The organism is Pseudomonas sp. BAV 4579 (genome assembly GCF_009765395.1).
Classification (GTDB): Bacteria; Pseudomonadota; Gammaproteobacteria; order Pseudomonadales; family Pseudomonadaceae; genus Chryseomonas; species Chryseomonas aestiva.
On record NZ_WHOV01000070.1, the window covers coordinates 1 to 11,640 of the forward strand.

Here is an 11,640-nt window from a genome sequence, read left to right on the forward strand (position 1 = left end):
CACCCCCCCCCCGGTGCTGGAGCGCATCCAGCAGCTGGAACCGGACTTTGACGAGTGGCAGCTCGAGCGATCCGGGCCGAGGCCCTGCTGCCCATGGGCGTTGCCCATGTCGCGGGCAATCCGGCATTCGCTGCGCCGCCGCCGGTGTCCGCCGCGCCCCCGCTCGCGGCGGAAGCTACCCCCGCGCCCTGGCGGGACATTCCCGCGACCCTGCAGGCTTTCGTGCGGCAACCCCAGCAGGCGGCGGAGCTGCTGCTGGCGCTGGTCGCCAGCCCGTCGGCAACGAGCGGCAGGGCAGGGCAGCGCTGGGCCGACAGCCTGCATCCGTCGCTGCGCCTGCCGGTTGCCCAGCTGACCTTTCCGGCCATCCGCCACTGCCGCGGCCGGTCCTGCGCCAGCTGCTCGTCGACCTCAAGACAGGCTTCGCCGCTGCGCCTGAGCTGGATCTTTCCCGCTACTGCCTGGCGCGCATCATCCAGCGCCAGCTGATCGGCAGTCTGGCGCCCGGGCGTCAGCGACTGTCGGGGCGGGGAATGCTGGCCCAGGCCCGGGCCGCGGTGCTCACCCTCTATGCGGTGGCCGCCGAACAGAATCACCGGGACGTCCAGGCCGCTCGGCGGGCCTTTCTGCTGGCCGTCGCCAGCACCTTTCCCGGCCTGCATTGTGCCTATGAGCCCCCGCACCCCTGGCGTCCGGCGCTGGACGGCGCCCTGGCGCGACTTGCCTTGCTGAGCGTCGCGGCCCGCAGCCTGGTGCTGGAGGGCCTGCTGTGCCTGGTCAAGGCGGACGAGCGCGTCCAAACCTCCGAACTAGAGCTGCTAAGGTTATATTGTACGGTCCTCGAATTGCCGTATCCTGCGTTGGACGAATACCTTGCAGTTGCCGATGACAAGCTGTCGCAAAAAGGTCGCCGTTCAGCTGATACTGGCCATGTGATATCTGATGTGTGATCCATACTGGCGCCCGAGGCGAGTAATCGCCGAGGGATAACGTGGCGTTCATAATTCAGGGATGGAACATGAAGTTCCTCGTGGTAGACGACAGTCGAGCGGTCCAGACCATCATCAAGCGGATTCTGGCGAATACCGGCTACAGGGATATCGAATTGCGCGTGGCGTCCACTGGCGAGGAAGCCGTGGCGCTGCTGGAGAGCTGGACCCCCAACCTGGTGCTCACCGACTGGCACATGCCCGGGATGACCGGTCTGGAATTGCTCCAGGCGATCCGCCAGCGGGTGGGCGCCGATATCCATGTGGGCTTTGTCACCACCGAGTCCTCGGCGCGCAACATCGAGGCGGCCTACCGCAACGGCGCGGCCTTCGTCGTGACCAAGCCCTTCGTCCAGGAAACCCTGCAGCAGGCGGTGCTCACCGTGCTGCAGGACGGCGCCAGTGCCGAGCAGGCCATCGAATCCTCCGGTCGCGAGAGCCTGCCGATCCCGACCCGCTTCAATCCCGATCCACAGCGCATTCGCCAGTTGCTCGGTCTGTCCTCCATCGTCTGCCAGATCGAGCCCATGGCGCCGATCCCGGTTGATCGTCTGGCCTTGCCCTATGTGATCGGCATCTATGGCCACCCGCAGAGCAAGGCGCTGGAGGCCGTCTGCCTGCTGGACCTCAATGCGGCCTGCATTCTCGGTGGCGCTCTGGCCGGGCTCTCGCCCGCCGCCATCCATGCGGCCATTGCCAGTGCGACCCTGAGCCGCGAGATTTACGAGAACGCCACCGCCTTCCTCGCCGACCTCAGCGGCATGATCTCCGCCGGCAAGGGCGGGGCGCCGCTGGTGCTGAGCACCAGCCATCTGGTGCAGAAGCCCTTCGAAAAGCTCTACAGCCTCTGGCGGCAGAACAATGGGCGCGCCGACTTCAGTCTGTCCTTTCCCGGGCTCGGCGACGGTTTCATCGCCTTCCTGTTGAGCTAGGCAATGAACGACTCGCGCTTCGTCGAATGGGGTTTCCTGCTGGTCACCCTGTCCAACGTCCTGCTCATCGCCCTGGTCCTGACGCTGCTCTGGCAGCGGCTCTTTCCGCGCCCCGGGGCGACTGTCGAGGAAGGTGAGGCTGCCGAGTCTGGTGAGCTACTGCCGCTCACCAGCCAGGCCGAGACCGCGGCCAGCCTGATCGACGCGGCGCGGCAGGCGGATGTCGAGCCCCTGGGCCAGGCCATGAGCAACAGCCTGGACCTGGTGGGCCGTCTCGACGGGGTCGAGGGCGATGACTATCCGGACTGGAAAAAGACCAACCAGCCCTATATCGACGACCTGCTGGCCCATCGCGAGAATCTCGAATTCAAGTTGGACGACCTCAAGTCCAAGCTGGACCGGGCGCACAAGCTGGTCACCAATCTGCACGTGCAGAATCGCGAGATGCGCGGCGCGGAGGCGAAGCTCCAGCGCCTGAGTCTCGAGCATGACCGGGTCCAGGGCACCCTGCTGGATATGCACCGCGAGCGCGATCAGCTCAAGGCGACGGTTCAGCGACTCGGCGAAGACCTGCTGCGGCTGCGACAGCAGCCGACCACCCCGGCCGTTGCGGCCTCCCCCGAGGTGGATGGGCACCTGCAGGAGGAGCTGGAGACCCTGCGGGAAAGCCTCGAAGCAGAACGGGCGAAGCTGTCGCGGACCCTGGTGGAAAAGGAATTCATCGAGCAGGTGTTCATCGATACCGATGCCGTGACCGACAGCTACCAGGCCCTGCAGCACGAGCATGCCGCGCTGCAGGAGCAGCTGCAGGCGCTCCAGGCCCGCCTGGAGTCCGCTCAGTCGCGGTAGAGGGCGGCGAGGATGGCCTCCGGAAAAGGCCCGCTCATGCCGGCGATCGCGGTATTGGTCAGGATCACCACGCTCAGCTCTCGCGCCGGATCGATGAACCAGGCATTGCCGTAGACGCCGCCCCACTGCAGGGTGCCGGGCGCCTGCGGGGTCCTGGCCACCCGGGCATCGCGCAGTACCGCCGCGCCCAGGCTGAAACCCCAGCCCGGCGCATCGTCGCGTTGCAGTCCCGGGATCTGGTCTTCCATGATCAGGCGCTGGCTGGCCAGCGTGAGCAGCTTGCCCTGGCGGAGCGCTTCCAGAAAGGCGAGATAGTCGCCCGCGCTGCCCTGCATGCCACCACCGCCCGAGGGGAAGGCCTGCGCCGAAAGGGCACGCGCCGGCGAATAGAGAATGCCACCCTTGGGCATGGGCAGCAGATAGGGCTCGCTCATGGGCTCGGGGCGCGGATAGCCATCGCGATAGGCGGTGGCCAGGCGCTCGGCGTCGCTGACGTGGAAGCTCAGGTCGTGCAGGCCCAGCGGTGCGGCCACCTCCCGCTGGACGACCTCTGGCAGGGGCTGCCCGGTCGCGGCCGCCAGCACGCCGCCCATCACGTCCAGTCCGAGGGAGTAGCGCCACTGGGTGCCCGGCTTGAAGTCCAGCGGCACACCCGCCAGGCGCCGCAAATTCTCTTCCAGGGTCAGGGGAGACCCATCCAGGCCGTCGGATACCCCGGCGCGGTGATAGGGTCCGTTCGAATCTTCGCCGAAGCCGTAGTGCAGGCCGGCGGTATGACTGAGAAGCTGCGCCAGGGTGGGTACCGCCGGGGTGCCGTCGGCCAGCCGCGGGGTGAAGTAGGGCAGGTAGCGACTGACCGGGGCCTGCAGATCCAGGCGTCCCTGGTCCGCCAGGCGCAGGGCCGCCACGGCCACCAGCGGCTTGGTCAGGGAGGCGAAGCGAAACAGCTGGTCTTCGCGCATCGGCCGCTGGGCTTCGCGATCGGCGAAACCGACCGCGCGGCGGTACACCACCCGGCCTTGGCGGGCGACCATGACCACGGTGCCGACGATGCGCTGCTGGGCGACGGCGCGTTCCAGGATCGGATCCAGGCGGGCGGCGAGGGTGGCGTCCTCGGCCTGGGCGAGGTGTGTACTCAGGCCGAGGCCGAGTGCGCTGGCGAGCAGTAGGGAAGACATCTGGTTTAAGCTCCTGGCGAAACGCCGGCGGCTGGACCGGCCAAAGGGAGGAATCCTCGCATGATTCGCGACATTTTGAAGATGGGCGATCCGCGCCTGCTGCGGGTGGCACCGCTGGTGGCGGCCGAGCGCTTCGGCTCGGCCGAGCTGCACGGCCTGGTCCAGGACATGTTCGACACCATGGCCGCCGCCGCTGGCGTGGGCCTCGCGGCGCCCCAGATCGGCGAGGATCTGCAACTGATGGTCTTTGGCTTCGAGCGCAATGTCCGCTATCCCGAGGCGCCGCCGGTGCCGCTGCAGGTGCTGATCAATCCGCGGATCGAGGTGCTGGACGCCCACGAAGAACTCGGCTGGGAAGGCTGCCTGTCGATTCCCGGACTGCGCGGCGAGGTGCCGCGGCCACGGCGGATCCGCTACCGCGGCGTGGATGGCGATGGCCGCGCCGTCGACCAGGAAGCCGAGGGTTTTCATGCACGGGTGGTCCTGCACGAATACGATCACCTCATCGGCCGCCTCTATCCGTCGCGGATCCAGGATTTTGCCCGCTTCGGCTTTACCGAGGTGCTGTTTCCCGAGCTGACGCCGGACGCCCGGCGCTAGGCGCCGGCGGTCTCCAGCTGCGCCCTGACGGCCGCCGCCAACTGGGCGAAGGGCACCGCACCATCCAGTGCCCGAGCCGCTTCGACAGGTGCTCCAGCGGAGCGCAGCAGCAGCGTCGGCACGGCGGTGATGCCCAGGGCTTCGGCGCGATCCTCGGCATGCAGCACCAGGTCGGTGTGATCGCCACGGGCAAGACTGGCCTTCAGCGCCTCGCTGTCCAGACCCGTGCGCCGCGCCAGCTCGAGCAGTACGTCCAGCTCACCGATATCGCGGCCCTCTTCGAAGAACGCCTGGAAGACCGCCAGATGGAAGGCGTCGAAGCGATCATGCTCGCGGGCGAATTCCGCCGCCTCCAGCGCCAGGCGACTGCGCGGTTGCACCGGCGGTAGGCGCAGCACCATGCCGTACTCCGCCGCCATGGGATAGACGGCGCGATCCCAGGTCCGACGCATGTAGTCGCCGGTAGGATCGAGGGTAGGGGTGGGCTCGGGACGCAATTCGAAGGCATGCCATTCGATGGCCAACTGGTCGCCGAATTCCTCCTGCAGACGCGCCAGCTGGGGCAGCTCCAGGTAGCAGAAGGGGCAGACGTAATCGCTCCAGACATCCAGACGAACACGCGGGGTGGCGGTCATGGCAGTGCTCCGGAAGGGCATGGTGTCCGTCGGACCGCAGCGGGGCCCGGATGTTCGGTACCGGTGTCGATATCCCTGAACCATCTGGCACCCGATCAGGCCCTGCGGCTTTGAAGGATCGCGGTCCACGACCCGCTACCCCTTCATATCCGGAAACGGAATGCCACCGGTCAATTACGTGAAATGGGCGGCGATCCGCGCTCCAGACGCTTGCCTTGAACCTGTTTCAGACCCCAGGTTCCTATGGCGACATTCCTTCTTTCACGCGCTAAGGACTATCACCTTGGGCTATTTCCACCGCATCCTGACATTCCTTCGGCAAACCTTCACCTACGTCGGCTGGTCGGTCTTCTGGCTGCTGCTGTGGGACATCGCCGTTACCGCTGACTACATGCTGCTGGTCGAGCAACGGGCGCAGTTGCCCAATATCCCCCTGACGCTGATCGGCTCGGCGCTGATCGTGCTGACCAGCTTCCGCAACACCAGCGCCTACCAGCGCTGGTGGGAGGCGCGCACCCTCTGGGGCGGCATGGTCAACAGCTCGCGCAGCTTCACCCGCCAGGTGCTGACGCTCATCGACGACGGTGACGAGCATTTCAATGCGATCAAGACGGTGCTCATCGAGCGCCATCTCGCCTATGTGCGCTGCCTGGCCTGCCAGCTCAGCGGCGATCCGCTGCCCAAGGAAGTCCGTACCTACCTGGGCAAGGAGGAGTGGTCGATGCGCAAGGAGACCAACAACTTCGCCAATGCCATCCTCAGCGGCTCCTCCAGCCTGATCGCCCTGGAATACCGCGCCGGTCGCCTGGACAGCATCCGCCTGGAGCGACTGGAAGCCACCTTCGTCGACATGTCCAACTGGCAGGGCGGCATGGAGCGCATCGCCAACACGCCCTTGCCCTATCCCTATGTGAACTTCCCGCGGCTGTTCATCTTCCTGTTCTGCGTGCTGATGCCCATCGGTCTGGTGGAAAGCCTGCAGTGGTATACCCCGCTGGCCTCCACGGTGGTGGGCTTCATCTTCCTGGCCATGGAGAAGGTCGGTACCGATCTGCAGAATCCTTTCCAGCGCAGTCGGCACCAGATCACCATGGGCACCATCTGCAACACCATCGAAGGCAACCTGCGCACCATGCTGCGCGATGCGCGCGGGGGCTACGCCTCGGTCAGCGATATCGTCCGGGATTCGCGGCTGACTTCACCGGAGCGGGATTCCGTCTGAGCAGCGCCCGGTGCCTGGCGGTCGCCGGCACCGGGCACGCGCCTCATTTGAAATCCCACTGCATCTGCGCCGGGATGCTGATGTTCCGCGAGGAGTGCACGCAGACATCCAGGTAGTCGGTGAAGCGCGGCGGAGCGGCGATGCCTTCGTCGAGCAGACGCTGGTTGTCGAACAGGTAGTTCAGATCGGCGAAGCCACCGTACAGCTTGAGCGCCCGCAGCACCAGGCGCGGATTGGCCGGGCCGATGCGTTCGTTGAAGTCGGCGGCCAGCTCCTTGAGATCGGCGCTGTCCACCTGGCGATAGCGCTCGCCGACCGGGGCGTCGCCCATGGCGCCGGCATAGGCCTCGTCGATTTCGCCGAAGGTGCAGGCGCCGGCGTTGCCCGCGGAGATGTGGTACAGGCTGTAGTTCAGCCTGGGCTTGAGCGCCAGTTCCACCAGGGCTTCGGCGCAGTAGTCCACTGGAATGACATCGATCTGCTCATCGAGGCCGCAGGTGAAGCGTTCCAGGGCGAAGCCCATGCGGAACACCCAGAAGATGCTGCCCGACGCCTTGCAACCCGAACGACGGTGGCCCACCACGATGGAGGGGCGCGCCACCACCAGGGGCAGCAGCGGCAACTCGTTGCGCAGCTTGAGTTCGATGGCCGCCTTGGAGGCGGTGTAGTCCACCAGTTGCTGGTCCGGTTCGGGGAAGTCCCAGGTCTCGGCGACCGGTGACTGGCGCTGCGGACCGCAGGCCATAGCGGTGCTGACGTGCAGGAAGCGCTTCAGGCGCCGCGACTGGGCGCACGCCTCGGCCAGAGCGAAGGTGCCTTCGACGTTGACCGGCCAGATCTTCGGATTGCGCGAGAAGGAGGCGACCGCCGCGCAGTTGATGACCTCGTCCAGCGTCTGCAGGAGCGGCTTGGCGGCGTCGATCCAGTGGGTGTCGAGCAGGTCGCCGCAGAGGATCTGCTCGGGCTTGAGCAGGGCCGCCAGGCGCTCGTCGATGTCATGGACGCGCAGATTCTGCAGCAGGCGCTCCAGGCCTTCCGCCGGGGTGGCGGCACGGACCAGGAAGCTCAGCCCTTCGACATGGCCCAACTCCAGCAGGCGCAGGGTGACGGCGCCGCCGAGAAAGCCGGTGGCACCGGTAACGAGAATGCGGCGCGGCGCGGCGGTGAATTGAATGGAAGAGACGGGAAGCGACATGGCAGAGGCCCTGGTTGGCGGAACGTGGGCGTACCTTAAGGCGCGTCGCTGAAGGATTTATTAAGGCAGGGGAACCCCTTAAGCCTGGCGTCTTTCTAGATACCTGAGCGTAACGACCGATAACCGCCTGGAGACCCCCATGGAACTTCCCGTTCACGATCTGACGACCCTCTTCGAGCAACTGGGCCTGGACTCCGATCCGGCTGCCATCGACGACTTCATCGCCAGCCATTCCCCGCTGCCCGACGCGGTCAAGGTGTCCGAAGCCGACTTCTGGTCGCCGGCGCAGAAGGCCTTTCTCAAGGACGAGATCATGGGCGACGCCGACTGGGCTCCGATCGTCGACGAGCTGAACGTCCGTCTGCACAGTCATGACTAAAGCTACAGGGCTGGGAGTATTCAGCCCTGCAGACCCCTTCCTGTCCGGAGATTTGCCATGAATGCCGTCCATGCCCAGCAGCAGCCCAACGATCCGCCCGTCGCCGACGAAGAAGACGAGGTGAGCGAGGAACAGCTCGACGAATCCGTCGAGGAAACCTTTCCCGCAAGCGATCCCATTTCGCCCTGATGGTTTCCTGGCGCCGTTTCGGCGGCGCTGTCCCTACCCCTGATCCGCCTTTCTGGCATACTCGTCGTGCCGTTTTCCGCCGTTGACCAGCCTTTCCCGCCCCGACTGCTAAGGTAATTGCGTCGCGCACGCATCGCGACCGGGATCGCACGGGCGATCCAATGGATCGTTCAACGCAGGGAATCCCATGATCAAGACCTTCTTCGCCACCCTGGCCGGCTCGTTCTTTGCCCTGGCCGTGCCCCTTGCCGTGGCCGAGCCCATCGTCATCAAGTTCGCCCATGTGGTGACGGACGATACCCCCAAGGGCCGTGGAGCCCTGCAGGTACAGAAGCTGGTGCAGGAGCGGCTGGCCGGCAAGGTCCGGATCGAGGTCTATCCCAACTCCAGCCTGGTGGGCGATGCCGACGAGCTGGAGGCCCTGCGCAGCAATAGGGTCCAGCTGCTGGCACCCTCGGTTTCCAAGCTCAACGCCCTGGCCAAGCCGCTCAGGGTCTACGATCTGCCCTTTCTGTTCGACAACATCGAGGCGGTCAAGCGCTTCCAGCGCCGCGACAAGAGCCGCGAACTGCTGGGCAGCCTGGTCCCCCACGGCATCACCGGGCTGGCTTACTGGAACAACGGTGGCCGGCAGCTCTCGGCCACGCGGGAAATCCACGTCCCCGCCGACCTCAAGGGCCTGACCTTCCGCGTCGAGTCCTCCGATGTGCTGGCGGCCTACTACCAGCAACTGGGCGCCCAGGCGGTCAAGCTCCCCTTCGCCCAGGTCTACGACGCCTTGCGCACTGGCAAGGTACAGGGGGCGGAAAATCCCTGGTCGAATCTCCTGGGGCAGAAGATCAATACCGTGCAGCCCTATATCGTCGAGGACAACCACAGCTTCCTCACCTATATGCTCATCACCAACACCACGTTCTGGAACGGGCTGCCCTTCGAGATCCGCAGCGAACTGGAGGCCATCCTCGAAGAGGTGTCCCAATCGGTGAACCGCGATGCCGAAGCCATCAACGCCAGGGCACGCGAGCGGGTGGCGGCAGCCAATACCAGCAAGATCTTGGTGCCGACGGCTGCCGAGCGCGATGCCTGGCGCGCGGCGGTGGCGCCCCTGATCAAGCGGTATGAAAGCGAAGTGGGCAGCGACGTCCTGCGCGCCGCCGAGGCCGCCAATCGGCGCTGAGAATGCACGGGCGTCCACCCCGGATTTGCGGCAAACTGGCACGGCGTCATCCTGACAACAAGAGGAATAGCCGTGCAGCACGCGGTCATCAGCGGTAGTGGGCTCTATACGCCGCCCGAAAGCATTTCCAACGACGAGCTGGTTGCGTCCTTCAATCAGTGGGCTGGCCAGTGGAATGCCGAGCATGCCGACGCCATCGCCCAGGGCAGCCTGGCGCCCCAGCCGGAATCCAGCGCCGCCTTCATCGAGAAGGCCTCCGGCATCCGCAGCCGCCATGTGGTCGACAAGGCCGGCATCCTCGATCCGGCGCGCATGGTGCCGCGCATTCCCGAGCGTTCCAACGACGAGCCCTCGATCCTCTGCGAGATGGGGGTCGCCGCGGCGCGCGAGGCCCTGGACCGCGCCGGGCGGACGGCCGCCGACATCGACGGCGTCATCGTCGCCTGTTCCAACCTGCAGCGCCCCTATCCGGCGGTAGCCATCGAGGTCCAGGCCGCACTGGGTATCCAGGGCTACGGCTTCGACATGAACGTCGCCTGCTCCTCGGCGACCTTCGGTCTGCAGACCGCGGCCAACGCCGTACAACTGGGCCAGGCGCGGGCGGTACTGGTTATAGATCCGGAGATCTGCACCGGCCATTTGAATTTCCGCGACCGCGACAGCCATTTCATCTTTGGCGATGCAGCCACTGCCCTGGTGGTGGAGCGCGCCGATCAGGCAACCTCGGCGCACCGCTACGAGATCCTCGGGACCCGGCTGTTCACCCAGTTCTCCAACAACATCCGCAACAACTTCGGCTTTCTCAACCGCGCGGCGGAAGAGGGCATGACCCACCCGGACAAGCTGTTCGTCCAGGAAGGGCGCAAGGTGTTCAAGGAGGTCTGCCCGCTGGTGGCCGAGCTGATCGCCAATCACCTCGCCGAGCTGGATATCCCTGTCGAGCGGGTCTCGCGCTTCTGGCTGCACCAGGCCAACCTGGCGATGAACCACCTCATCGTCAAGCGCCTGCTGGGGCGCGAACCCGAGCCTGGCGAGGCGCCGGTCATCCTCGATACCTACGGCAACACTAGCTCGGCCGGCTCGGTCATTGCCCTGCATCTGCACCACGAGGATCTGGCCAGTGGCAGTCTGGGCGTGCTCAGCTCCTTTGGCGCCGGTTACTCCATTGGCAGCGTGGTGCTGCGCAAGGTCTGATCGACGGCAGGAGTCTTCCCGGGAGGACCGTTGTCGGACCTGGGAAGACCTCTTGAAATAGGAAGACCCCGTGCCGCCAGGAAGCCTGCTCCAGGTCCAGCTGCGTCAGCTGCGCCCCACCCAGCCCGCGATCGGTCACGACCAGGTGCTGTACAAGCTTGGCAAGTACGCCTGCGACCGGCGCAAGCTGTTCGACGACTACTGCGAAGCCAACGGCCAGCACCTGAGTGGCGGTTTTCAGCCCAGCACCAGTCTGCGCTCGGCCGGTGACGCCTTGGGCATCAAGCCGCCCGGCACCTATCCGGACGAAATGAAGACCGTGGTCATCGGACCAGGACAGCAGCTCTACCTCACCGATGGTCACCACACCTTTTCCGCCTTCTGGGAACACCCCGGCGGGGGCCCGGAAACCTCGGTGTGGGTCAGGGTCACCGACGATTTCAGTGGCGCGGCGAGCATGGCCGAGTTCTGGATTCGCCTGCTCGACGAGCGCAAGGCCTGGCTCAAGGACCCCCAGGGGCGTCCGATCCTGCCCGAGCAGCTCCCGGAAACCCTGGGCCTCACCGCAATGGCCGACGATCCCTACCGCGCCCTGGTGTATTTCACCCGCCAGATCGGCTACGACAAGCCGCGTACCCCGGACGGTCGGGTGCTGCCGTCGGAATTCCTCGAGTTCTACTGGGCCGAGTGGCTGCGCATGCTGCTGCCCCTGCAGGGCTACGATCTCGACGATCGCAAGAGCTACGCCAAGGCCGTGGAGCAAGCCGCCCGTCTGATGGTGGCCAACCCCGGCATGCTGATCGGCAGTTCGGGGCGCACGGCGCTGGAGATGGGTGGCTATCGCGCCTTGGACAAGAAGGTCCTGCGCAAGCTCTCCGCCAGCGACGGCAAGTTCACCTACCTGCTGGCGGCCCGCGCCCAGCGTGCCGCCCTGTCCCGGGCGATCTAGCCGTTTTGCGGCTTAAGTGTCTGTTACTAGCAGGTTTTTTTCTTATTGGTGTTGACAGGGGAGGCCGGGCCTCTTAACATGCGCCCCGTCCTGACCGACGGGGCTATAGCTCAGCTGGGAGAGCGCTTGCATGGCATGCAAGAGGTCGACGG

At 65.8% G+C, this 11,640-nt stretch carries 14 protein-coding genes; 11 read left to right on the forward strand and 3 right to left on the reverse strand.

Features of this window, described 5'->3' with window-relative positions; translation table 11 throughout:
- Window positions 1-54 precede the first annotated feature (54 nt).
- The 4 genes from GSQ95_RS14935 to GSQ95_RS14950 all read left to right on the forward strand — a co-directional run bounded on the left by GSQ95_RS14935 (window position 55) and on the right by GSQ95_RS14950 (window position 2,770).
- A complete protein-coding gene (locus tag GSQ95_RS14935; RefSeq protein ID WP_158889926.1) occupies window positions 55-489 on the forward strand; it encodes a hypothetical protein in 435 nt (144 codons plus the stop codon).
- Between the two features lie 44 nt (window positions 490-533).
- The gene (locus GSQ95_RS14940) at window positions 534-950 is read left to right on the forward strand and encodes a hypothetical protein (RefSeq protein WP_158889924.1); all 417 of its coding nucleotides are present in this window, start codon (window positions 534-536) and stop codon (window positions 948-950) included.
- A 68-nt stretch (window positions 951-1,018) separates the two neighbouring features.
- Window positions 1,019-1,921, forward strand: a complete 903-nt coding sequence (locus GSQ95_RS14945) for a response regulator (protein ID WP_158889922.1) — start codon at window positions 1,019-1,021, stop codon at window positions 1,919-1,921.
- Window positions 1,922-1,924: 3 nt separating this feature from the next.
- On the forward strand, window positions 1,925-2,770 hold the full coding sequence (locus GSQ95_RS14950) for a hypothetical protein (RefSeq protein WP_158889919.1): 846 nt from the start codon (window positions 1,925-1,927) through the stop codon (window positions 2,768-2,770).
- Here GSQ95_RS14950 and GSQ95_RS14955 read toward each other — a convergent pair.
- Window positions 2,758-3,948, reverse strand: a complete 1,191-nt coding sequence (locus GSQ95_RS14955; RefSeq protein ID WP_158889917.1) for a serine hydrolase — start codon at window positions 3,946-3,948, stop codon at window positions 2,758-2,760. The two genes, GSQ95_RS14950 and GSQ95_RS14955, sit on opposite strands and share 13 nt — an antisense overlap.
- A 60-nt stretch (window positions 3,949-4,008) precedes the next feature.
- Here GSQ95_RS14955 and def point away from each other — a divergent pair, with 60 nt between their 5' ends.
- On the forward strand, window positions 4,009-4,548 hold the full coding sequence (gene def / locus GSQ95_RS14960) for a peptide deformylase (protein WP_158889915.1): 540 nt from the start codon (window positions 4,009-4,011) through the stop codon (window positions 4,546-4,548).
- On the opposite strand, the gene GSQ95_RS14965 is transcribed toward def, so the two are convergent.
- Window positions 4,545-5,183, reverse strand: coding sequence for a DsbA family protein (locus GSQ95_RS14965; RefSeq protein ID WP_158889913.1), 639 nt, complete (start codon window positions 5,181-5,183; stop codon window positions 4,545-4,547). The genes def and GSQ95_RS14965 overlap by 4 nt on opposite strands.
- Window positions 5,184-5,466: 283 nt before the next feature.
- Here GSQ95_RS14965 and GSQ95_RS14970 point away from each other — a divergent pair, with 283 nt between their 5' ends.
- Window positions 5,467-6,405 carry a bestrophin family protein gene (locus GSQ95_RS14970; protein WP_133859441.1) on the forward strand — a complete coding sequence of 313 codons (939 nt, stop codon included), beginning with the start codon at window positions 5,467-5,469 and terminating at the stop codon, window positions 6,403-6,405.
- Window positions 6,406-6,448: 43 nt separating this feature from the next.
- Here the strand turns inward: GSQ95_RS14970 and cprA are convergent, their stop codons facing one another.
- Complete coding sequence (cprA, locus tag GSQ95_RS14975) at window positions 6,449-7,600, reverse strand: cationic peptide resistance protein CprA (RefSeq protein WP_158889911.1); 1,152 nt, start codon at window positions 7,598-7,600, stop codon at window positions 6,449-6,451.
- 139 nt (window positions 7,601-7,739) lie between these two features.
- On the opposite strand from cprA, the gene GSQ95_RS14980 reads away from it, so the two are divergent.
- The 5 genes from GSQ95_RS14980 to GSQ95_RS14995 all read left to right on the forward strand — a co-directional run bounded on the left by GSQ95_RS14980 (window position 7,740) and on the right by GSQ95_RS14995 (window position 11,488).
- Window positions 7,740-7,979, forward strand: a complete 240-nt coding sequence (locus GSQ95_RS14980; RefSeq protein ID WP_133859439.1) for a DUF2789 domain-containing protein — start codon at window positions 7,740-7,742, stop codon at window positions 7,977-7,979.
- 57 nt (window positions 7,980-8,036) lie between these two features.
- Complete coding sequence (locus GSQ95_RS26535; protein WP_256664592.1) at window positions 8,037-8,168, forward strand: hypothetical protein; 132 nt, start codon at window positions 8,037-8,039, stop codon at window positions 8,166-8,168.
- A 187-nt stretch (window positions 8,169-8,355) separates the two neighbouring features.
- Window positions 8,356-9,345, forward strand: a complete 990-nt coding sequence (locus tag GSQ95_RS14985; RefSeq protein WP_158889909.1) for a DctP family TRAP transporter solute-binding subunit — start codon at window positions 8,356-8,358, stop codon at window positions 9,343-9,345.
- A gap of 72 nt (window positions 9,346-9,417) precedes the next feature.
- A complete protein-coding gene (locus GSQ95_RS14990) occupies window positions 9,418-10,539 on the forward strand; it encodes a beta-ketoacyl-ACP synthase III (RefSeq protein ID WP_158889907.1) in 1,122 nt (373 codons plus the stop codon).
- 70 nt (window positions 10,540-10,609) lie between these two features.
- Window positions 10,610-11,488 carry a ParB/Srx family N-terminal domain-containing protein gene (locus GSQ95_RS14995; protein ID WP_158889905.1) on the forward strand — a complete coding sequence of 293 codons (879 nt, stop codon included), beginning with the start codon at window positions 10,610-10,612 and terminating at the stop codon, window positions 11,486-11,488.
- Window positions 11,489-11,640 lie beyond the last annotated feature (152 nt).